Genomic DNA, 20,680 nt, shown 5'->3' on the forward strand with positions numbered 1-20,680 from the left:
AAGCGGTGGCCTCCCGGTAAGGGAGGCGAAGCTCCCCGTCGGGGGCCGGTCCGTCCGAACGGACCGGCCCCCGCAGTGCGTTGTGCCAGCCGACGCACGTCACGGGGATATCGTCAGCGGGGTGACGAGTCTTCCCGGAGGCAGTGACGACGACGGCTCCGCCGAGCAGCCCGAGGCCCTTGTGTGCGCCCGGTGCGGCACCGCGGCCCAGGCACCGCAGCCCACCTGGATGTGCTCCGTGGAGAACGGCGTGCGCCAGTACTTCTGCGACACCTGCTCCCGGGAGAACCTCAGGGCGATCGAGGGGCGGCTGGACTCGGCCTGGTGGTGAGACCTCCGAGGAACCTCACGCCTCCGCCGCCGGCTTCTCCTCCAGGTCTTCTTCCAGACTCTTCTCCGGCACGAATCCGGGCAGCCACTCCTCCAGCTCCTCGCGCAGCCGCACCGTCGAGCCGAGCTGGCACAACACGCCGATCGTGCTCAACGTCACCCGGTGGATGAGCAGATACGCCGGGGGCAGGTTGATCTGCTTGCCCAACTGGTAGGCGGGGGAGCGCGGATCACCGATCCGGGTCGCCTGGCTGCGCATCCAGCCGCGATTGAAGGTGAACTCCTCGACCTGGGCCGGTTCGATGATCGGCAGGAGGTAGTCGAGGACGGCGTCGGGGTCCAGCTCTATGGACTCCTTGACGAAGCCTTCGGCGCACAGGAGCTCATAGACGGCTTCCGCCTCACCGTCGAGGGTCATCCTCAGGGACTTGCCGATCGTGGCCGGCAGGCCGCCCGGAAGGCGGTCGACCGTGCCGAAGTCCAGGACCCCCAGGCGCCAGTCGTCCTCGCCTTCCGGGCCGCCGGGCACGAGGCGGAAGTTGCCCGGGTGCGGGTCGGCGTGCAGGAGCCCGGTGCGGGCGGGGCCCGAGAAGAGGAAGCGGGCCAGGAGCTGGCCGGCCCTGTCGCGCTGCTCCTGGGTGCCGTCGGCGATCACCTCCGACAGCGGGACGCCGTCCAGCCATTCCGTGATCAGCACCTGGTCGCACTGGTGGACCACATCGGGCACCACGACGTCCGGATCGCCGGCGAACTCCTCGGCATGCGCATGCTGGGCCTGTGCCTCCAGGCCGTAGTCCAGTTCCTCGGAGACCCGGTCCCTGAGCTCCGAGATCAGCGGCTTGATGTCCACGCCCGGGATGAGGGGACCCAGCAGCCGGGCGAATCGACTCAGTTGGTTCAGGTCGGACAACAGCGCCTCGCCCGCCCCGGGGTACTGCACCTTGACGGCCACCTCACGGCCGTCGCTCCACACCCCGCGGTGCACCTGGCCGATCGAGGCGGCCGCCGAGGGCTTGTCCTCGAACTCGAGGAACAGCTCCTGCCAGTTCTCGCCGAGCCGCTCCTCCAGCACCGCGTGCACGGTGCGTGTGGGCATCGGAGGCGCCGCCTCCTGGAGTTTCGTCAGCGCCGCGCGGTAGGGGCCGGCGATCTCCTCGGGGAGGGCCGACTCGAAGACGGACAGGGCCTGGCCGAACTTCATGGCCCCGCCCTTGAGCTCGCCGAGCACCTTGAACAGCTGCTCGGCCGTGCGCTGTTGCAGCTCGCGGCCGACCAGCTCGGCGGACTCGCCGACGATCCGCTTGCCCAGTCCCCAGGTCGCCCGTCCGGCGAAACCGAGCGGCAGCGCGGCGAGCTTGGCGGTACGGGTGACCGCCTTGCGGGGAAGATCAGACATGCGCCCTCCAGGTCCCAGCCAGCCGCGCCGCGTGGGTCGTGCGGCGTAACTCCTTCGACGGTTGTTGCTCCGCCATTGTCTCGTGTGACTCCACTTCCTTGGGTGTGTGTTCCCCCTTACCTTTCTCCGCCGCCCCGCAAGGACATGCGGGGTGCCCCCAGACAGGCCGCGCATGCCAGTGGAGGGCGGGCAGCGAGACCTCCCAGCGTGCGCCGGCACTGGACGGAACCTGGCCGTCCAGGAAGGCCAGGGCGTGCGCGGCGGCAAGGCCCGCGACCGTCGTGGCCAGCGCCAGATCGCAGGACCGCACCTTGCGCTGTGTACCGGAGCGCCACTGGGCGATCAGACGGGGCCAGGTCTGGTCACGGTCCGTGCGGGCCTCGTGCAGACAGCCGGCGCAGCCCGTCTCACCGGGCAGCACGAACGGGCCGACCATCCCGGTCGCCTCCACCACGCCGACGTACAGATGGGGTGTGCCCGAGGTGATCAGCGGATCGGCGGCGGACGGGACGGGTGCGTGCACGTCGACGTCGTCCCGTGGGGCGAGGATCACCAGGGACAGGCCGGGGTCCTCGCCCTCGGAGGGCGTGCGGGTGCCGCGGCGCGGTGGGCGGTCCGGCGCCGACCGCCGTACGGCCCGCCGCGCCGCCTCCTCCCTGCGGTCGCCGACGGACTCGGCCGGCAGACCGCCCGGCGCGACGTCACCCGGCTCGACCGAGCCGACGTCGCGCACCTCGACCTCGCCGACCCCGGCGCCGGAAAGCAGTGAGGCGAGGACAGCGCCCACCCGTCCGGCACCCCTGACCTGGACGCGCAGGGAGCGGCGGGCGGCCAGGAGCCTGATCGCCTCGCCCGGTTCGGATGTGGTCAGGGAGAGTGAGGCCAGGTCGGGGCCAAGCCGGTCGAGCACCTCTTTCTTGGCGCGCAGTGTCTCGGCGGCGGGGCCGCCGCCCTTGGCGTCGTCGACGAGTCCGGCCCGTGACAGCCGCTCCACCAGCGCGTCGACATGCCCGTCCGGCAGGTCCATCCGACGGCCCTCCTCCCGTAGGAGCGGCAGTCCGCGCGTGCCGTTGAGCAGGTCCAGAAAGCTGCCCGTCGCCGTGTCCATCGGACCCAGCGTCATCGCGTGCGCCGGGGTCATCCCGAACTGCACGGTGTTGAGATCCCGCCAGCCGCGCCGGAGCGCGGGCTTCACGAGCGGAACCAGCGGAACGGTCGGAACCGGCGGAATCATTGGATGCGGATCCAGCGACTGCATGACAGGCCCCCGTAGCCCTCGTAGCCCTTGAAGAACATTCCCGCCTGCCGGTGGAGGTCGGCCGCAGCTCCGCCGGTGGTGCCAGCATGCCCGGGCCCGCCACCCGGCGCCGAAAGTTGTCCACAGGCAGTGGATATTCGTCGTACAAGTCAGTCGCATGAATCAAACGCATGTGGGGGATCGGAAGCGAACCGCCCCGGAGTCGGGACTTCCCGCGTGCGCAGCGGGTAACGTCGGGGCGTGCCCGCCGACCCACTACACCGCGCCGGAACACCACAGCGCAGTACGACGAGCCTGCCGCCGAGCGGCTCGGGGGCGAGCGCGATCGAGGTGCGCAGGAGTTCCCGTCGACGCCGGACGGTCTCCGCGTACCGCGAGGGCGATCGCACCGTGGTGCTCATCCCTGCCCGGATGTCCGAGGCAGAGGAGCAGCGCTGGGTGAGCGTCATGCTCGACAAGCTGGCCGCGCAGGAGAGCAAGCGAGTCCTCGGTGATGCCGAGCTGGCCGAGCGGGCGCAGCGCCTGTCGGCCCAGTACTTCGAGGGCAAGGCCCGGCCGAACTCGGTGCGCTGGGTCACCAACCAGAACACCCGCTGGGGCTCGTGCACCCCCTCCGAAGGCAGCATCCGGCTGTCGCACCGTCTGCAGGGCATGCCTGAGTACGTCGTCGACTACGTCCTTCTGCACGAACTCGCGCATCTGCTGGTCCCCGGGCACGGGCCCCGCTTCTGGCGGCTGCTGGAGGCCTATCCGCGCACCGAGCGGGCCCGGGGATATCTCGAAGGGGTCGTGGCCGCCGAGCGGTTGCCGCACCTGCCGGACGTACGGGGGGAGTGACGGCGGCCCCACGTGGGATTTTGTACCGGATCTGTACCGAGATCCTCTGGTGTCCGAGTTTGCCGTTAGCCTGTCGCGACGTACTTGCATTCGGGATGGGGGACGGTCGTTACGCATGGCCAGGGAATTCCAACGCGGCCACAAGGCCAAGATCAGTGACCTCACCGCGGGCACCGATCTGTACGTGGGTGTACAGATCTCCGGCCCCGGGCTGACCTTCGACATCAGCTGCTTCGGTCTCGACGCCGACGAACGGCTTTCGGACGACCGGTACTTCGTCTTCTTCAACCAGCCGAAGTCTCCCGAGGAATCCATTCAGCTGCTGGGCGCGCAGGCGGGCGACACGGAGGCCTTCAGGGTCACCCTCGACAAGATCCCGCCGCAGATCCACAAGCTCTCGTTCACGGCGACGATCGACGGCGCCGGACAGATGTCGCAGATCGCCCCGGGATACGTCCGTATCGTCGCCGGTGGCGAGGAGGTGGCCCGGTACTCCTTCGACGGCAGCGAGTTCTCCACGGAACGTGCCGTCATGCTGGGCGACCTCTATCTCAAGGACGTGTGGCGGTTCGCCGCGGTCGGGCAGGGCTTCGACGGCGGCCTCGACGCGCTGCTGAAGAACTTCGGCGGAGAGGTCGCCGAGGAGGAGCCCGCCCCCGCCGCCCCGCCGCAGACCCAGGCACCGGCCTTCGCACCTCCGCCGCAGCAGGCCGCCCCGCCATCGGCGCCCCCGGCGCCCAGCTTCGGAGCTCCCGCACCGGCGGCCCCGTCCCTCCACTCGGCTCCGACGATCGTCGGGACCACCCCGCCCGCCGGAACCGGCACCCCGCCCGGCGTTCCGCCGCAGGCGCCGCCCGCGCCGACGAGCCCGCAGATGTTCACGCCCCCCGGCGCCGTCCCCGGAACGTTCGCGCCCCCAGGCGCCCCCGCGGCCTTCCCGGGCCAGGGCCAGCCCTTCGGCGGTGCCACGACGATCGCGCCGGTGCCGCCCGAGGCGAACGTCCGCGTCGTCCTGACGAAGTACGCGGAGGCCCCCGTAGGGGACCGCTGGACGGAGCAGAACCCCCAGCTCGTGCGGGCCACGCTCACCAAGGGCGCCCCCATCCTTGCCAAGCAGGGCAGCATGGTCGCCTACCAGGGCGACATCGACTTCGCCCACAAGGGCTCCGGGCTGCTCGGCAAGCTCACCGGGGCGCTCACCGGCCAGGGCATGTCCCTGATGCGCTGCGCCGGCGACGGCGAGGTGTTCCTCGCGGACGAGGCCAGCCGGGTGTTCGTCATCCGACTTCAGGGGGAGCAGATCTACACCAGCGCCCAGGGCGTGCTGGCCTTCGACGAGGCACTGGACACCGAGGTGCGTCGCATCGAGGGTGCGGGGCTGCCTGGTGGCGGCCTGTTCAGCATGCTCTTCTCGGGGACCGGGGCGGTCGCCGTGAAGACCCGCGGCGTGCCGGTCGTCATCCCGGTGGGCCCGGCCACCTACGTCGACGGCAACGCCGTCATCGCCTGGTCCGCCGGTGCGCAGGCCGTCACCACGACCGCGCTCAGGCTGCGCCGTTCCGGGTACTCCCGGCAGACCTCGGAGGCCGTGAACCTCCAGTTCCGCGGCGCTCCCGGCAACTTCGTCGTCGTACAGCCCTTCGAGGTGTGAGGCCCATGGACACCCAGACTCTCAGCGCGCACCGCGCCGCTTCGACCGGCGTCCGGATGACGGTGCACAGCTCCAAGACGCTCAAGGTCACCATGGCCACCGGGCACGATCTGCTGGCCAAGGCCGGCTCGATGATCGCGTACGAGGGCTATGTGCAGTTCGACGGGCCGCCCGCCACCCTGCGCCGTTCGGCGGAGGAGATGGTCACCGGTGAGGGCGGCAAACTGATGCTGTGCCGCGGCGACGGCGATCTCTACCTCGCCGACTATGGGGGCGACATCCTCGTCCTCCACCTGAACGGCGAAGCACTTTCGGTCAACGGCGCCACGCTGCTGGCCTGCGACGCCTCGCTGGAGCTGGCCATCGAGCCCGTCAAGGGGCTCGCCAAGCTCTCCGGCTCGGGCCTGACGAACCTCGTCATCCGGGGCACCGGATGGGTCGCGCTGGTCAGCCGGGGCATTCCGATGGCCCTGGACTGCGCCGAACGGGAGACGTACGTCGACCCGGACGCGCTGATCGCCTGGACGACCGGCCTGGACATGAAGGCGCGCCGCACGGTCAAGGCGAGCGCCCTCATCGGCCGGGGCAGTGGTGAGGCCTTCCAGATCGGCTTCAAGGGACAGGGCTTCGTGGTCGTCCAGCCGAGCGAGGACACCGGCGACCGATTCAAGATCCGGGGCTGAAGGGAGCACCACGCACATCATGCACAGCACACTCTTCGCACACGTCCCGGTGGAGTCCACCGGCCGCTACACCCTGCAGAACCCGCAGCTCCTCAAGACCGACGTCACCCAGGGCAGCAGCGCCGTGCTCGCCCGCCAGGGTGCCATGGTGGCCTTCGAGGGGCAGGTGGAGTTCGACAGCCAGTACCGCAACCGCAGCTGGCGCAACGTCGAGCGGATGACCGGCGAGCGCCTGGAGCTCATGCGCTGCAAGGGCAACGGCGTCGTCTACCTCGCCAACCTCGCCCAGCACCTGCACATCATGGAGGTCGGCCGCGGCCTGACCGTCGACAGCTCCTACGTCCTCGCCTTCGACGGCTCCCTGGGCGTCGGCATCGTCGCGGTCGACAGTGCCGTGGAGATCGCGTCGGCGGGGGCCTACAACCTGGAGCTGTCAGGTTCCGGGCAGGTCGTCCTCATGACCTCGGGCGAGCCGCTGGTGATGGAGGTGACCCCGGAGAAGAACGTCTGCTGCGACGCCGACGCCGTGGTCGCCTGGTCCACGTCCCTGCGGACCCAGCTCCAGGCCCCCACCTCCACGTCCGCCGTGTGGCGCCGCAAGGGCTCCACCGGCGAGGGCTGGGAGATGCAGTTCTCCGGCACGGGACACGTCCTCGTACAGCCCAGTGAGCTGCTGCCGCCGCAGCATCTGCGCAACTCGGGGATGCTCGGCCAGTTCAACATGCGGGGGAACTCCCTCGGGGGGAGCAACGCCTGAGCCTCCGGCATCGCCCGGGAGGCAAACGTAAGGGGCGACCGCCATGGCGGTCGCCCCTTACACACGTTAAGAGCCTGGCGCGGGTCGCGTCCAGCAGTCGTACGACCGACTCGTCCGCCACGGCCGCCACCTCGTCGTATTCGAACCAGCGCACGTCAAGAGACTCGTCGCTCACCGCGTGCGCCGCGCCGGGCGGGGCGACGACCGCGTACTGGACGTCGAAGTGGCAGTGGCACGGCGGCGGGATCGGATGCCGGTCCAGGCGCACCGGACCGCCCGGAAGCGGCGTCAGCCCCTCGACGCCGGACTCTTCCGTGGCCTCGCGCAGGGCCGCCGCCTCCAGGGAGGCGTCCTGCGGCTCGCAGTGGCCGCCCGTCTGGAGCCACATGCGCAGCTTCTTGTGGAGCGTGAGCAGCACCCGCCCGCGCTCCGGGTCGATCACCAGGGCGCTCGCCGTGAGGTGACCGGCCCGGCATGCCTTCCACATGCCGTCCGGGTGTGCCGCGAGGTGGTCCAGGTAGGCCTGGCTCAGCTCTTGCTGGTCCTCGTAGCCCTTCAGCACGAGGACCGCGTCGTCGTACAGGCTCACTCGGTGTCGTCGCCCTTGTCCGCGTCCTTGGAGTCGTCCTTGGAGTCGTCCTTCTTCTTGAGGTCGGGCTTGCCGGCCGCCTCGCCGAGCATCTTGTCCAGCTCGGAGAAGTCCAACTGCTCGCGGTGCACGAAGCCGTCCGGGTCGTCCAGGTCGGAGGCCGTGGGCAGCATGTCCGGGTGGGCCCACAGGGCGTCCCGGCCGTCCACACCGCGCGCGTCGGTGAGCGAGGCCCACAGACGGGAGGCGTCCCGCAGACGGCGCGGGCGCAGCTCCAGGCCGATCAGCGTGGCGAACGTCTGCTCGGCCGGGCCGCCCGAGGCGCGACGGCGACGCAGGGTCTCGCGCAGCGCGTCCGCCGACGACAGGCGTGGCTTGGCGGCCGCGTGGACCACCGCGTCCACCCAGCCCTCGACAAGCGCCAGGGCCGTCTCCAGACGAGCCAGGGCGGCCTTCTGCTCGGGCGTGTCCTCCGGCTGGAACATGCCCTGCTGGAGGGCGTCCTGCAGCTGCTCGGGGTTCTGCGGGTCGAACTGGCCGACCACATCCTCCAGCTTGGCGGTGTCGACCTTGATCCCGCGCGCGTAGCCGTCGACCGCGCCGTACAGGTGCGAGCGCAGCCACGGCACGTGCGCGAAGAGGCGCTGGTGGGCGGCTTCCCGCAGGGCGAGATACAGCCGCACCTCCTCCTTCGGCACGCCGAGGTCCTTGCCGAACCCCTCGATGTTCACCGGCAGCAGTGCGGCCTTGCCGGCCGGACCGAGCGGCAGGCCGATGTCGGTGGAGCCGAAGACCTCGCCCGCGAGCACGCCGACGGCCTGCCCGATCTGCGTGCCGAACATGGCGCCGCCCATCGAGCGCATCATGCCGATCAGCGGGCCGGCCATGGCCTGCATCTCCTCCGGCAGGACGTCACCCATGGCCGCGCCGACGCGCTCGGCGACCGGGTCCACGAGCTCCTTCCACGCGGGCAGGGTCGCCTCGACCCACTCCGCGCGGCTCCACGCCACCGCGGAGCCCGCGCCCGACGGCAGGGACGTCGCGTCGTCCAGCCACAGGTCGGCGAGCCGGACGGCCTCCTCGACGGCATTGCGCTCGGCCGGGCCGACGCTCGCGTCCTTGGTGCCTTCCGCCGTGCCCTGGGAGACCGTCTGGCGGGCGATCTGTTTGGCCATGTCCCAGTTCACCGGGCCGCCCTCGTACGAGAGCATCTGGCCCAGCTGCTGGAAGGCGGCGCCCAGGTCGGTGGGGTTCAGCGAACCGAACATGGCGGCGAGCGGATTGTCCGCACCGGGGCCGCCAAAGCCTCCGGCACCGGGCAGCCCGCCGAAACCGAACGGGTTGGCCGGCCCCTGACCACCACCGCTCTCCTGGTCCTTCTTCTTGCCCTCGTCGCCGTCGTCCGGCTCCTCCGGCGGAAGGCCGAATCCGAATGGGGTGTCACTCACGGGATTCCTCGGCTGGTAAGGCCGTCGGTTGTCCGACGGCACGGCTGCCCGATAACACCACCCAGCGTAGACACCATGGGCGCTTCGGGCCTCGGTGCTTCGCCGACTCTCGGCCTGCGGCAGGATGGATGCCACCTGGTACGTACGCGTCACGCGCGTTCGTACTGAAGACAACCGCTGGAGACGCCCGGTGAGTTCCCCAGATCCGCAGGTTCGCGCAGCGCGAAACCACTCAACCACGTCCGGTGTGCGCGGGCCCGTCGTCGCGGTCACCGGTGCCGCGTCCGGAGTCGGCGCACTGCTCACCGAGCGGCTCGCCGCGTCGGACGAGATCAAGCAGGTCATCGCCATCGACGAGCGGCGCGGGGAGTGCGCGGCGGCACAGTGGCACATCCTCGATGTGCGGGATCCGGCCATCGCCGAGAAGCTGCGCGGCGCCGACGTGGTCGTGCATCTCGCGCTCGACCTGGACCTGGAGACCGACGCGGCCGCCCGTACGGCCTACAACGTACGGGGGACACAGACCGTGCTGACGGCTGCCGCGGCGGCCGGGGTGCACCGGGTCGTGCTGTGCACGTCGGCCATGGTCTACGGCGCTCTGCCGGACAACGAGCTGCCGCTCTCCGAGGACGCGGAACTGCGGGCCACCGCGGAGGCGACCGGGGTCGGCGACCTGCTGGAGATCGAACGGCTCGGGCGGCGCGCCCCGCGGGCGCATCCGGGACTCAACGTCACCGTGGTCCGGCCGGCCGTGCTGGTGGGGGAGACGGACACCGCCCTGACCAGGTATTTCGAATCCCCTCGGCTCCTGGTCGTGGCCGGCTCGAGGCCCGCTTGGCAGTTCTGTCACGTCGAGGATCTGTGCAGCGCTCTGGAGTACGCCGCCCTGGAGAAGGTCGACGGGGAACTCTCGGTCGGGTGCGACGGCTGGCTGGAGCAGGAGGAGGTCGAGGAGCTCAGCGGCATCCGGCGGATGGAGCTGCCGTCCGCCGTCGCTCTGGGAGCGGCGGCCCGGCTGCACCGGATCGGGCTGACGCCGTCCCCGGCGGGGGACCTGGCGTACACGATGTACCCCTGGGTGGTGAGCGGGAGCCGGCTGCACGACGCGGGATGGCGGCCGCGGTGGACCAACGAGGAAGTCCTCGCGGAACTCCTGGGGGAGGTCGCCGGGCGGCACACCGTGGCCGGGCGGCGGCTCGGGCGCAGGGACGCGACGGCGGCGGGCGCCGCGGGGGCGACGGTGGCTCTGCTGGGCGCGGCGGCGGTGGTGCGGCGGGCGCGGAAGGCTCGGCGGCGAATCTGAGGCGTACGGGGAGCGTCCTCGTGAGGTGCGCGGTGTGCGGCCCGGGCGGGGGCGCTGACGGAGGCGCCGCCGCCTGCGCCCATCCGTGCCGCCGTGCGGCACGGCTGCCCGCAGGCCGACGGAGGCCATCTGCCGGCATTCCCCGTTGTTCGCGGCGTGCGGCACGATAGGGGCATGGCACCCACACACGACCACCCCGGTGAGCAGGCCGCACAGGATCCCGTCAAGCTCCTCGCCATCCGGGAGACGCCTCTGTCCCTGGACGAGGTGTTCCGGGCCGTCGGGGACGACGCCGCGGGCGGGACCGCGCTGTTCGTCGGGACCGTGCGGAATCACGACGGTGGTGCCGACGTAGACGAGCTCGGCTACTCCTGCCACCCCAGTGCCGAGGCCGAGATGCGGCGGATCGCCGAGAAGGTCGTCGCCGAGTACCCGGTGCGGGCCCTGGCGGCGGTGCATCGGATCGGCGACCTCCGGGTCGGGGACCTCGCCGTCGTGGTCGCCGTGTCGTGCCCTCACCGTGGAGAGGCCTTCGAGGCCTGCCGGAAGCTGATCGACGACCTCAAGCACGAGGTGCCCATCTGGAAGCACCAGAAGTTCTCCGACGGCACCGAGGAGTGGGTCGGCGCCTGCTGACCCGCCTCACTCCCCGTGACGCGTTTTCCGGTTGCGTAACCGCACCCCTGGCGTGAGCGTTGTCAGTGCGGATGGTTAATCTGCTGATCAGTCAGGCGTGGTCACTCATCAGGGCAAGGAGGACGGCATGGCGGCGCTCGCCTGGTTGTTGATTCCGCTTGCGGCTGCGATCGGCGCCGGTCTCTGGGGCGGTTGGGCCACTCGGACCAGAAAAGCGCGCAGCGACGGCCCCGAACTCGACGGGTACGCCCGCTTCCGTGCCGCCATGGAGAAGCCCCGGTCCGGCACGTGACCCGGACGCGGCCCTGACGGTGCGCTGACAGAGGCGTCCCGTACTGTCGTGGCATGCCACGCCGCACCGCGACGATGCTCGCCTCCACTCTGATGCTGATCGGGCTCCTGTGCGCGGGAGTCTTCATCAACGTCCCGTATGCGGAGATGTCACCGGGCCCGACGGTGAACACGCTCGGGGACCACGGCGGCGAGCCGGTGCTGCAGATCTCGGGGCGGAAGACGTACACGACGAGTGGGCATCTGAACATGACCACCGTCCGGGTGACCAGCGCGGACTACAAGATGAACCTCGTCGAGGCCGTCTACGGGTGGCTTGCGCACGACAACAAGGTCGTGCCCCACGACACCCTCTACCCGGACGGCAAGACGGAGGAGCAGTCCACCCAGGAGAACGCCGAGGAGTTCAGCCAGTCCCAGGAGAGCGCCAAGGTCGCCGCCCTGGAGCAGCTGGACGTGCCGGTGCAGTCCTGGGTGATCGTCTCGACCGTGGTCAAGGACTCCCCGGCCGAGGGCAGGCTGCACGCCGGTGACGTGATCAAGGCCGTCGACGGCACGGCGGTGAAGGAGCCCGACGACGTCGCGAAACTGGTCACCAAGCACCAGCCCGGCCAGGACGTCGTCTTCACGATCGTGCCCGCCAAGGAACAGGCCGCCGCGGAGAAGGAGAACAGGGCGGCGACCGGGACCGAGGACATCACCATCACGACGAGGACGTCCGACGACGACGGCGACAAGCGTGCCATCGTCGGGATCTCCGCGGGGACGGACCACACGTTCCCGTTCACCATCGACATCAAGCTCGCGGACGTGGGCGGGCCGAGTGCCGGGCTGATGTTCGCGCTCGGCATCTACGACAAGCTCACCCCGGGCAGTCTCACCGGCGGCAAGTTCGTGGCCGGCACCGGGACCATCGACGACGACGGCAAGGTCGGCCCCATCGGCGGCATCGAGATGAAGACCGTCGGCGCGCGCAGCAAGGGCGCCCAGTACTTCCTCACCCCTGCCGACAACTGCGCGGCCGCCGCAAGCGACACCCCCGACGGGCTCACCCTCGTCAAGGTGAAGACCATCGACGATGCCCTCGGCGCCCTCAAGGACATCCGCGCCGGCGACACCGCCGACCTGCCGAAGTGCACGACCAAGGGCTGACGGGCTCGGGTTTGTACGCGGCTGGGGGCGCCCTTCACACAGGCGGACGCCCCCATCGCCGTACCGGAAGAACTCAGTCCTCGAACGTCGCCGACAGCGCCTCGGCAAGGCCGGGCACCAGGTCGCCGCCCGTGAGGACCTCCGTCGGTGAGTCCTTCTCGCGCAGTCGCAGGGCCGAGTCGCGTGCCCCGTCCCGCAGGACCGCGACCGTCATGCGGACCTCCTGACGGTCCGGATGCCCGGCCACCCACTGGGCGAGCTTCTTCTCGGTCAGCCCTTCCGGGACGGACGCCTCCGCCGACGGCGGCAGCATCAGGCGCTCCACCGTGAGAGCGCAGCCGACCACCGCGTCGGGCCAGGCGATCGTGCCGAGGAACTCGTCGAGCGGTTTGCCCGCGGGGATCTCCTCCTGCTCGATGGGGGTGAGGCCGGTGGTCTGCTGCTCCGCGTCGAGGCCGAGCTGGGCCGCGAGGGCGGGTTCCTGGGTGCGCAGCCGGGCGGTGTCTACGAGGGCGAAGAGGCGGGCGGGCTGGTCCCAGCCGAGGCCGGAGGTGTACTCGTCGATCTCGAGAACGGCCCGGGTGAGCGGGCTCGCCGCCATGGGGGTGTTGGACATGGTCACAATCCTCTCTCGTTCAGGGCCGGAATCGGGAACCGAGTAAAGCGTGAGTAAGTTGCATAGGTGAGGGCCTACGATCACGTGGCCCATGCACGGCCCGTGACGACGCGGGTCTGACGGACCAACAGCGAACTTCGAGGTGCGCACCTTGGCTTTCCAGATGCCGGACCGCGGCGGAGGCCCGACGGGGCCACGGATCAGAGTGGGCCGCCCGTCCCGGCGTGTCCGGACCCTGCTCATGACACTGGGCGTGCTTGCCGTCCTCGGCATGGCGTTCACCATGTTCGCCGGGTTCTGGACGGACTGGCTCTGGTACCGGTCGGTGAACTACTCGTCCGTGTTCACGACCACCCTGTGGACCAAGATCGGACTCTTCTTCGTCTTCGGCCTGCTGATGGCCCTGGCGGTCGGCCTCAACATCTGGCTGGCCCACCGGCTGCGCCCGCCGCTGAGCGCCATGTCGATGGAGCAGCAGAGCCTCGACCGCTACCGGATGGGCATCGCGCCGTACAAGAGGTGGCTGCTCCTCGGGATCACCGCCCTGGTGGGCCTCATCGCCGGCGCCTCGGCATCCAGCCAGTGGCGGACCTGGCTGATGTGGGTCAACGGCGTGCCCTTCAACCAGAAGGACCCGCAGTTCCACCTGGACGTCTCCTTCTATGCCTTCGACCTGCCCTGGTACCGGTTCCTGCTCGGCTTCGGCTTTGCCGCCGCGATCCTCTCCGTGATCGCCGCCGCGCTCACCCACTACCTGTACGGCGGGCTCAGGGTCACGTCCCCGGGCGCACGGGCCACGGCCGCCGCGACCGGGCACCTGTCGGTGCTGCTGGGCATCTTCGTCGCCCTGAAGGCGGTCGCGTACTGGCTCGACCGGTACGGACTGGCCGTGAAGTCCAGCGACTTCAAGGCCACCGACAGCTGGACCGGCCTAAGGTACGTGGACGCCAACGCCTACCTGCCGGCCAAGACGATCCTGTTCTGCATCGCGGTGATCTGCGCCGTGCTGTTCTTCGCCACCCTGTGGCGGCGGACCTGGCAGCTGCCGGTGATCGGGTTCGGCCTGATGGTCCTGTCCGCCATCCTCATCGGCGGCCTGTACCCGGCGATCGTCCAGAAGTTCCAGGTCCAGCCCAACGAGCAGGCCAAGGAAGCGCCGTACGTCGAGAAGAACCTCAAGGCGACGCGTGAGGCCTACGGCATCGACGACACCAAGGTCACCGAGTACGCGGGCAAGCCCACGACCACGGACAAGACCAAGCTGCGCGACGACGTGGACGGTGCGGCCAGCATCCGCGTCATGGACCCGAACGTCGTCTCGCCGACGTTCCAGCAGCTCCAGCAGATGCGTAACTACTACGCCTTCCCGACCAACCTGGACGTCGACCGTTACAGCAAGGACGGCAAGGACCAGGACACGGTCATCGGTCTGCGTGAGCTGAACCTCAACGGCATTCCGAAGAACAACTGGATCAACGACCACTTCCGCTACACCCACGGGTACGGCGTGGTCGCCGCCAAGGGCACCACGGCCGACGCCGAGGGCCGTCCGGTCTTCACCGAGTCCGACCTGCCGTCCCAGGGCGACCTCGGGACGTACCAGCAGCGGATCTACTACGGCGAGAAGACCACCACGTACTCGATCGTCGGCGGTCCCCAGAAGGAGATCGACTACTCCGACGACAGCGGCGAGAAGACCTTCAGCTACACGGACGACAGCGGGGTCAACCTCTCCAGCCCGGTCAACCGGGCCGCGTACGCGGTGGCCTTCAGCGAGCCGCAGATCATGTACTCCGGAGCGATCGGCGAGGGGTCGCGGATCCTCTACAACCGCACGCCCAAGCAGCGCGTGGAGGCGGTGGCGCCCTGGCTGACCATCGACGGCGACGCCTACCCGGCGGTCGTGGACGGCAAGATCCAGTGGATCGTCGATGCGTACACGACGACGAACGGCTACCCGTACTCCTCGCGTACGACCCTCGGTGACACGACGGCCGACTCGCTGACCGCGACGAACAACTCGCGTGCGGTGGTGGCCCAGCAGAACCAGGTCAACTACATCCGCAACTCGGTGAAGGCGACCGTCGACGCGTACACGGGCCAGGTCAAGCTCTACCAGTGGGACACCCAGGACCCGGTCCTGAAGACCTGGATGAAGGCGTTCCCGGGCACGGTGAAGGCCAAGAGCGACATCTCCGAGCCGCTGATGGCCCATCTCCGGTACCCGCAGGACCTGTTCAAGGTCCAGCGCGAGCTGCTCAGCCGCTACCACGTCGAGGACGCGGACACGTTCCTCAGTGGCAGCGAGGTGTGGCAGGTGCCGAACGACCCGACCAACAAGTCGGGTGACGCGGTGCCGCCGTACTACCTGAGCATGAGGATGCCCGACCAGTCGGCGCAGGCGTTCTCGCTGACGACCACCTTCACCCCCAACGGCCGTGACAACCTCAGTGCGTTCATGGCGGTCGACGCGGAGGCGGGCACACCCGACTACGGCAAGATCAGAATCCTGAAGCTGCCGACCAGTACGACCGTCAACGGGCCCAAACAGGTGCAGAGCCAGTTCAACTCCGAACAGGACATCGCCGAGTCCATCAGACTTCTGCAGGGCGGCGACTCCGAGGTGGAGTACGGCAACCTGCTGACGGTGCCACTCGACGGAGGACTGCTCTACGTGGAGCCGGTCTACGTACGCGGTGGTGGACTCAAGTACCCGCTGCTGCGGAAGGTGTTGGTGTCCTATGGAGGCAACACCGCCTTCGAGGACACCCTCGACCAGGCCCTCAACAAGGTCTTCGGTGCGCAGGGCCCGACCACCGAGCCACCGGACGAGGGCGAGGATGACGGCGGTACGGCCACACCACCGCCGACATCCGGCAACCCGACGGTCCAAGCCGCGTTGGACGACGCCCAGAAGGCCTTCGACGCCGGCCAGGAAGCCCTGAAGAAGGGTGACTGGGAGGCGTACGGCCGGGCCCAGAAGGACCTGGAGGACGCGCTCCAGCGGGCCGAGGACGCGCAGGCCGCAGCCGACAAGACGGGTGGTGGCGGCACCAGCAGCCCCCGTCCCAGCGGCAGTCCGAGCCCGAGCGGCAGCCCCGACAGCGGCTGATCAAAAGCCCACCCCGCGCCGTGATACGGTTGCAGAACAACGGCGCGGGGTGGAGCAGCTCGGTAGCTCGCTGGGCTCATAACCCAGAGGTCGCAGGTTCAAATCCTGTCCCCGCTACTACAGGTCGGCGATGAGAGTCGTAGGCCGACGAAGGCCCGGATCCTGAAAAGGATCCGGGCCTTCGTGATGTGCGAACGCATGTGCCGACACGAGGGACGGCTGTGCCGCCGTGGGGAGTTGGGCGGTCTGTGTTTGACTTGTCTCTCTGTGGGCATGTCGACAAAACGCTGTAGTGACCTCACTGGCTGCGGTATACCAGGTGTACCCAGGTTGCAGGTGGTGCGACGATGGACGTTATGGGGGACAAGGCAACTCTGTTCGAGACAGGGCGTTTTGTGCAACCTTCCGGGCGGGACGAGGCCGGGGAGGTGGTCGAGGGTGTCGCCGAGGACGCGGCCGAAGAGATCCGCCGACGGATCGCCGCCGAGACCGGCGACGTCGAGGCGATGAGCGTCCTCGGGGCCATGCTGCTGCGCCGCGGTGATCTCGGCGGAGCCGAGCCCCATCTGCGTGCCGCCACCGCGGCCGGTGACCGGGCCGCCGCCAACAACCTGGGAGTCCTCCTCCACCAGCGCGGATACGCCGACGACGCTGCCGGATGGTGGCGGGTCGCCGCCGTCGCCGGGTCCGCCGCGGCGGCGCACGCGCTGGGCCGGCACCACCGGGAGCGGGGCGACGAGCCGGCCGCGGAGTACTGGCTGCGGCAGTCCGCCGAACAGGGGCACGCGCTGGGCGCGTACGCCCTCGCCGATCTTCTGGAGCATCGCGGGGACGCCGGGGCCGAGTTGTGGATGCGGTCCGCTGCCGAGCGGGGGCATCGGGAAGCCGCGTACCGGCTGGCCCGCGCGCTTGATCGCAAGGCGATGGGCGAGGGGGACGCCGGGGTTGACGACGGCGTCTCCGGCGTCTCCCGCGCCTCCCGAGTCTCCGCTGCCTCCGGTGTCTCCGGTGCTTCTGCGACGGAAGAGGCCGAGCAGTGGTATCGGCAGGCCGCCGCGCGCGGACACCGGCGGGCCGCGCTGCACCTCGGGGCGATTCTGGAGAGGCGCGGTGAGCTCAAGGAGGCCGGGCGCTGGTATCTGACCTCCGCCAAGGACGGCGAGGCGCGGGCCGCCTGCGCGCTCGGGTTCCTGCTGAGGGACGCCGGGGACACCGACAGCGCCGCCGTGTGGTGGCTGCGGGCCGCGCAGGACGGTGACGGCAACGCCGCCAACGCGCTGGGCGCGCTGCACGCCGAGCGAGGTGAGCCGCAGACCGCCGAGCGGTGGTACCGGGCGGCGATGGATGCCGGCGACGACAACGGGGCGTACAACCTCGCGCTGCTCTGCGCCGAGCAGGGGCGTACCGCGCAGGCCGAGCAGTGGTACCGGCGGGCCGCGTACGCCGGGCACCGTGAGGCGGCGAACGCGCTGGCCATCCTGCTGCTGCAGGGCGGGGACGCGACGGGCGCGGAGCCGTGGTTCTCCAAGGCCGCGGAGGCCGGGAGCGTCGACGCCGCGTTCAACCTGGGGATTCTGTTCGCAGGGCGGGGCGAGGACGCCGTCGCGCTGCGGTGGTACGAGCGGGCGGCGGGCGCCGGGCACACGGAGGCGGCACTCCAGGTCGGGATCGCGCGGCTGCGGGACGGGGACGACCGAGAGGCGGAGCGGTACCTGCGGTGTGCGGCGGGGGGTGGCAGTGCCGAGGCGGCGTACCGGCTGGCCACCGTGCTGGACGCGCGGCGGCCGCCGGTGCCTTCCCATGAGCTCGGCGAGACGGTGCACGAGAAGAGCGAGTGCGAGGAGTGGTACGAGCGGGCGGCTTCGCTCGGGCATCGTCGGGCGCAGGTGCGGGTCGGGATGCTGGCCGCGGCTCGGGGGGACGTGGTGGAGGCCGCGCGGTGGTACCGGGAGGCCGCAGAGGCCGGGTCCCGTAATGGAGCGTTCAACCTGGGGCTGCTGCTGGCTCGGGAAGGGAGCGAGCCGGAGGCTGCGGTGTGGTGGACCCGGGCGGCTGATGCGGGGCATGGGCGGGCGGCGTTGCGGCTGGCGCTCGTCTACGCGCGTCGGGGGGAGCTGGCGGAAGGGCAGCGGTGGGCCGACCGGGCGGTGGTGCTTGGTCCCGGGGAGGTCGCGGAGCGGGCGGCTCGGTTGCGGGACGCGTTGCGGCAGGAACTGTCGGCGTGAGGCTGCGCTGAGCTGGGGCGGGGTTGGGTTGCCGGGCCGCTGTGGTTGGCGCCGGGCTGCTTCTCACCCCCGCCGCCCCTACTCGTCCCGTCCGCAGGGGCTCCGCCCCTTCGACCCCGGTGGGGACTGCGTCCCCTGCACCCCTTGGGGGCTGTGCTCGTGGGTTCCGGCGGCGGGTTCCGCCCTTGGCCGTGGCGGGGTTGCGTCCTGCTCCCTCGGGCTCTGCCCTTGGGTCCTGCGGGGACTGCGTCCCCTGCGCCCCTTGAGGGCTGTGTCCCCAGGTTCCGGCGGCGGTTCCGCCCGTGGGTCTTGGTGGGGGCTGCCCCGTTCTTCGGGTGGGGCGCGGTCTCCGGGCTCCTGGCGGGCTCTGCCTGTGGGAGGTGCGGGGTGGGGTCTGGTGGTGTGACCTGCGTTGATGGGGGGTCGGTAATCGATTTGCCTCTCTTGGCTTCCTTGACGTAGTGTTCCATTCATCGCCGCGGGGTGGAGCAGCTCGGTAGCTCGCTGGGCTCATAACCCAGAGGTCGCAGGTTCAAATCCTGTCCCCGCTACTGAAGGCCGAGGGCCGGAATCCAGAAATGGGTTCCGGCCCTCGGTGTTTGTCGGGAGTGGTGCCTCAGGGGCGGTGGCCAACCGCCGGCGAATTCCAGGGGTCGTAGCAACACGTGGTGAGTTGATCAAGCCGCGAGCGGCTTAGCGAGGCGCTTGGCTGGGGTTTCCCAGCCGAGCGTTTTGCGTGGGCGGCCGTTGAGTTCGGCGGCGACAGCGGCCAGGTGCTCGCGGCTGTGCTGGGACAGGTCGGTGCCTTTCGGCAAGTACTGCCGCAGCAGGCCGTTCGTGTTCTCGTTGGAGCCGCGCTGCCAGGGGCTGCCGGGGTCGCAGAAGTAGACCGGGATGTCGGTGGCGATGGTGAACGCCTTGTGTGCGGCCATCTGCGTGCCCTGGTCCCAGGTCAGGGACCGCTTCAGGTGCGGCGGGAGCGATGTGACGGCTTCGACCAGGGCGTCGCGGGTGCTGGATGCGCTGTGGTCGGTGGGAAGCGGGGCCAGCAGCACGTAGCGGGTACTGCGCTCGACGAGCGTGGCGATGGCCGACTTGCCGTCCTTGCCGATGATGAGGTCGCCTTCCCAGTGGCCGGGGACGGCCCGGTCGGCGGCTTCGGCGGGGCGCTCGCTGATCATCACCATGTCCCGGATGCGTTGCCGGCGCTTGTAGGACTGCCGGTGCGGCCGGCGCATGGCCCGGCCGGTCCGCAGGGCCCGGGTCAGTTCACGGCGGAGCTCTCCGCGGCCCTGGACGTAGAGGGCCTGGTAGATCGTCTCGTGGACCACGTGCATCTCCGGCCGGTCGGGAAAGGCGGTCCGCAGAGCGTTGCGGATCTGTTCCGGGCTCCAGCGCAGTTCGAGATGGCGCTGGATGAAGTCCCGCAGCTGCTGACTCTGGCCGATCTTGCCGGACTTGGGGCGCGGGCGGCGCTGCTCGGCACGGCGCTGGGCGGCGTGCGGCCGGTAGGCCCAGCGGGAGGCATCCCCGCGCAGGGGGATGCCGTTGCGGCGTATCTCCCGGCTGACCGTGGACGGGCTGCGGCCCAGCTCGGCGGCTATCTGCCGGACGGAGGCGTTCTCCCGAAGCCGGTCGGCGATGTGGATGCGGTCGGCCTCGCGCAGGTAGCGCGACGGCTCGGAAGCCGGACCTCCACGGTGATGGGAGGCTTCGGCTTCCCCGTCGGCGGAGAGTGCCGGCCGTTGCGCCACCGCTTGCCGGTCCGCGGGTTGATGCCGACGATCCGGCTGGCCTCTCGATTGCTGTAGCCCTGCTGCATGAGCTGGAGATATACCTCCCGCTCACGCAGCAGACGACCACCGCCCCCCGGTCCCCGGTTCTCCCGGATCTCGAAGTCCATCGCACCCCTTGAGCTGGGGTGTTGCCACGACCACTAGAACTCAAGCAGGGTGCCGGGGCTTGCGAAAGGGAGAGTGCTACGCCGCCGCGCAGTTCGGGCACAGGCCCCGGTACGTCACCTCGACGTCCGAGACGGTGAAGCCGAAGCGCTCCGAGTCGGGGAGATCGGCCAGCGGGTTGCCGCCGGGGTGGACGTCCCGGATGGTGCCGCACTGGGCGCAGACCAGGTGGTGGTGCGGCTGGTGTGCGTTCGGGTCGTAGCGCTTGGCGCGCTGGTCCGTGGCGACCTCGAGGACCTCGCCGAGGGAAACCAGCTCGCCCAGCGTGTTGTAGACGGTCGCCCGCGAGATCTCGGGCAGCTTGGCGACCGCCCGCGAGTGGACCTCGTCGGCCGTCAGGTGGACGTGTTCGCCGTCGAGCACCTCGGCCACGACGCGCCGCTGCGCGGTCATCCGCCATCCGCGTCCGCGCAGCCGTTCCAGAAGGTCACTCAT

Annotated in this window: 17 protein-coding genes, 2 tRNA genes and 2 pseudogenes; 13 read left to right on the forward strand and 8 right to left on the reverse strand. The window is 70.2% G+C overall.

The genetic code is table 11. From position 1 onward, the window contains the following. The first annotated feature begins 121 nt into the window (after positions 1-121). On the forward strand, positions 122-331 hold the full coding sequence (locus ACZ5XS_RS02535) for a hypothetical protein (RefSeq protein ID WP_217239519.1): 210 nt from the start codon (positions 122-124) through the stop codon (positions 329-331). 15 nt (positions 332-346) lie between these two features. Here ACZ5XS_RS02535 and ACZ5XS_RS02540 read toward each other — a convergent pair whose 3' ends face one another. After that, positions 347-1,726, reverse strand: coding sequence for an ABC1 kinase family protein (locus tag ACZ5XS_RS02540; protein WP_468647361.1), 1,380 nt, complete (start codon positions 1,724-1,726; stop codon positions 347-349). Beyond that, positions 1,719-2,933: a TOMM precursor leader peptide-binding protein gene (locus ACZ5XS_RS02545; RefSeq protein ID WP_468647511.1), complete on the reverse strand. Its 1,215-nt coding sequence runs from the start codon at positions 2,931-2,933 to the stop codon at positions 1,719-1,721. Before ACZ5XS_RS02545 ends, ACZ5XS_RS02540 begins: the two co-directional genes overlap by 8 nt. Positions 2,934-3,224: 291 nt before the next feature. Here ACZ5XS_RS02545 and ACZ5XS_RS02550 point away from each other — a divergent pair, with 291 nt between their 5' ends. From ACZ5XS_RS02550 to ACZ5XS_RS02565, 4 genes are all read left to right on the forward strand, one after another. Then, positions 3,225-3,821, forward strand: coding sequence for a M48 metallopeptidase family protein (locus ACZ5XS_RS02550; protein ID WP_468647362.1), 597 nt, complete (start codon positions 3,225-3,227; stop codon positions 3,819-3,821). Positions 3,822-3,936: 115 nt separating this feature from the next. Then, on the forward strand, positions 3,937-5,472 hold the full coding sequence (locus ACZ5XS_RS02555; RefSeq protein ID WP_468647363.1) for a TerD family protein: 1,536 nt from the start codon (positions 3,937-3,939) through the stop codon (positions 5,470-5,472). A gap of 5 nt (positions 5,473-5,477) precedes the next feature. Next, entirely contained in the window at positions 5,478-6,155 is a 678-nt protein-coding gene (locus ACZ5XS_RS02560) for an AIM24 family protein (RefSeq protein ID WP_217239476.1), read from the forward strand. A 19-nt stretch (positions 6,156-6,174) separates the two neighbouring features. Further along, the gene (locus ACZ5XS_RS02565) at positions 6,175-6,912 is read left to right on the forward strand and encodes an AIM24 family protein (RefSeq protein ID WP_217239475.1); all 738 of its coding nucleotides are present in this window, start codon (positions 6,175-6,177) and stop codon (positions 6,910-6,912) included. Between the two features lie 70 nt (positions 6,913-6,982). Here ACZ5XS_RS02565 and ACZ5XS_RS02570 read toward each other — a convergent pair. Next, positions 6,983-7,501, reverse strand: a pseudogene (locus ACZ5XS_RS02570) (NUDIX hydrolase); the annotation flags it as partial. Then, a complete protein-coding gene (locus ACZ5XS_RS02575) occupies positions 7,498-8,949 on the reverse strand; it encodes a zinc-dependent metalloprotease (RefSeq protein ID WP_468647364.1) in 1,452 nt (483 codons plus the stop codon). The pseudogene ACZ5XS_RS02570 and the gene ACZ5XS_RS02575, both read right to left, overlap by 4 nt. Positions 8,950-9,139: 190 nt before the next feature. On the opposite strand from ACZ5XS_RS02575, the gene ACZ5XS_RS02580 reads away from it, so the two are divergent. The 4 genes from ACZ5XS_RS02580 to ACZ5XS_RS02595 all read left to right on the forward strand — a co-directional run bounded on the left by ACZ5XS_RS02580 (position 9,140) and on the right by ACZ5XS_RS02595 (position 12,331). After that, on the forward strand, positions 9,140-10,252 hold the full coding sequence (locus tag ACZ5XS_RS02580; RefSeq protein WP_468647365.1) for an SDR family oxidoreductase: 1,113 nt from the start codon (positions 9,140-9,142) through the stop codon (positions 10,250-10,252). A 174-nt stretch (positions 10,253-10,426) separates the two neighbouring features. Next, positions 10,427-10,888, forward strand: coding sequence for a molybdenum cofactor biosynthesis protein MoaE (locus ACZ5XS_RS02585; RefSeq protein ID WP_468647366.1), 462 nt, complete (start codon positions 10,427-10,429; stop codon positions 10,886-10,888). 97 nt (positions 10,889-10,985) lie between these two features. Beyond that, positions 10,986-11,180, forward strand: coding sequence for a hypothetical protein (locus tag ACZ5XS_RS02590; RefSeq protein ID WP_468647522.1), 195 nt, complete (start codon positions 10,986-10,988; stop codon positions 11,178-11,180). A 53-nt stretch (positions 11,181-11,233) separates the two neighbouring features. Continuing rightward, positions 11,234-12,331 carry a YlbL family protein gene (locus ACZ5XS_RS02595; protein ID WP_468647367.1) on the forward strand — a complete coding sequence of 366 codons (1,098 nt, stop codon included), beginning with the start codon at positions 11,234-11,236 and terminating at the stop codon, positions 12,329-12,331. Between the two features lie 73 nt (positions 12,332-12,404). Here ACZ5XS_RS02595 and ACZ5XS_RS02600 read toward each other — a convergent pair whose 3' ends face one another. Further along, complete coding sequence (locus ACZ5XS_RS02600; protein ID WP_468647368.1) at positions 12,405-12,947, reverse strand: PPA1309 family protein; 543 nt, start codon at positions 12,945-12,947, stop codon at positions 12,405-12,407. A 163-nt stretch (positions 12,948-13,110) separates the two neighbouring features. Between ACZ5XS_RS02600 and ACZ5XS_RS02605 the strand changes: the two genes are divergently transcribed. The 4 genes from ACZ5XS_RS02605 to ACZ5XS_RS02620 all read left to right on the forward strand — a co-directional run bounded on the left by ACZ5XS_RS02605 (position 13,111) and on the right by ACZ5XS_RS02620 (position 18,835). Beyond that, positions 13,111-16,059 (forward strand): UPF0182 family membrane protein, encoded by a 2,949-nt coding sequence (locus ACZ5XS_RS02605; protein ID WP_468647512.1) that lies wholly within the window; start codon positions 13,111-13,113, stop codon positions 16,057-16,059. Positions 16,060-16,102: 43 nt separating this feature from the next. Further along, positions 16,103-16,176, forward strand: a tRNA-Met gene (locus ACZ5XS_RS02610). Positions 16,177-16,406: 230 nt separating this feature from the next. Next, positions 16,407-18,284: a tetratricopeptide repeat protein gene (locus ACZ5XS_RS02615; protein ID WP_468647369.1), complete on the forward strand. Its 1,878-nt coding sequence runs from the start codon at positions 16,407-16,409 to the stop codon at positions 18,282-18,284. A 477-nt stretch (positions 18,285-18,761) separates the two neighbouring features. Further along, positions 18,762-18,835: transfer RNA gene (locus tag ACZ5XS_RS02620), tRNA-Met, on the forward strand. Between the two features lie 126 nt (positions 18,836-18,961). Here the strand turns inward: ACZ5XS_RS02620 and ACZ5XS_RS02625 are convergent. The 3 genes and pseudogenes from ACZ5XS_RS02625 to ACZ5XS_RS02635 all read right to left on the reverse strand — a co-directional run bounded on the left by ACZ5XS_RS02625 (position 18,962) and on the right by ACZ5XS_RS02635 (position 20,680). Next, positions 18,962-20,119: an IS30 family transposase gene (locus ACZ5XS_RS02625; RefSeq protein ID WP_468647513.1), complete on the reverse strand. Its 1,158-nt coding sequence runs from the start codon at positions 20,117-20,119 to the stop codon at positions 18,962-18,964. Continuing rightward, a pseudogene (locus ACZ5XS_RS02630) lies at positions 20,068-20,187 on the reverse strand (hypothetical protein); the annotation flags it as partial. The pseudogene ACZ5XS_RS02630 and the gene ACZ5XS_RS02625, both read right to left, overlap by 52 nt. A gap of 76 nt (positions 20,188-20,263) precedes the next feature. After that, a complete protein-coding gene (locus tag ACZ5XS_RS02635) occupies positions 20,264-20,680 on the reverse strand; it encodes a Fur family transcriptional regulator (RefSeq protein ID WP_468647370.1) in 417 nt (138 codons plus the stop codon).

Source organism: Streptomyces sp. NPDC033131, assembly GCF_055578365.1.

Coding starts and splice junctions, on each gene's coding strand:
- ACZ5XS_RS02555 (WP_468647363.1), top strand. CDS start 3,937: ATGGCCAGGGAATTCCAACGCGGCCACAAGGCCAAGATCAGTGACCTC.
- ACZ5XS_RS02600 (WP_468647368.1), bottom strand. CDS start 12,947: ATGTCCAACACCCCCATGGCGGCGAGCCCGCTCACCCGGGCCGTTCTC.
- ACZ5XS_RS02595 (WP_468647367.1), top strand. CDS start 11,234: ATGCCACGCCGCACCGCGACGATGCTCGCCTCCACTCTGATGCTGATC.
- ACZ5XS_RS02560 (WP_217239476.1), top strand. CDS start 5,478: ATGGACACCCAGACTCTCAGCGCGCACCGCGCCGCTTCGACCGGCGTC.
- ACZ5XS_RS02585 (WP_468647366.1), top strand. CDS start 10,427: ATGGCACCCACACACGACCACCCCGGTGAGCAGGCCGCACAGGATCCC.
- ACZ5XS_RS02635 (WP_468647370.1), bottom strand. CDS start 20,680: ATGAGTGACCTTCTGGAACGGCTGCGCGGACGCGGATGGCGGATGACC.
- ACZ5XS_RS02605 (WP_468647512.1), top strand. CDS start 13,111: ATGCCGGACCGCGGCGGAGGCCCGACGGGGCCACGGATCAGAGTGGGC.
- ACZ5XS_RS02615 (WP_468647369.1), top strand. CDS start 16,407: ATGGACGTTATGGGGGACAAGGCAACTCTGTTCGAGACAGGGCGTTTT.
- ACZ5XS_RS02565 (WP_217239475.1), top strand. CDS start 6,175: ATGCACAGCACACTCTTCGCACACGTCCCGGTGGAGTCCACCGGCCGC.
- ACZ5XS_RS02540 (WP_468647361.1), bottom strand. CDS start 1,726: ATGTCTGATCTTCCCCGCAAGGCGGTCACCCGTACCGCCAAGCTCGCC.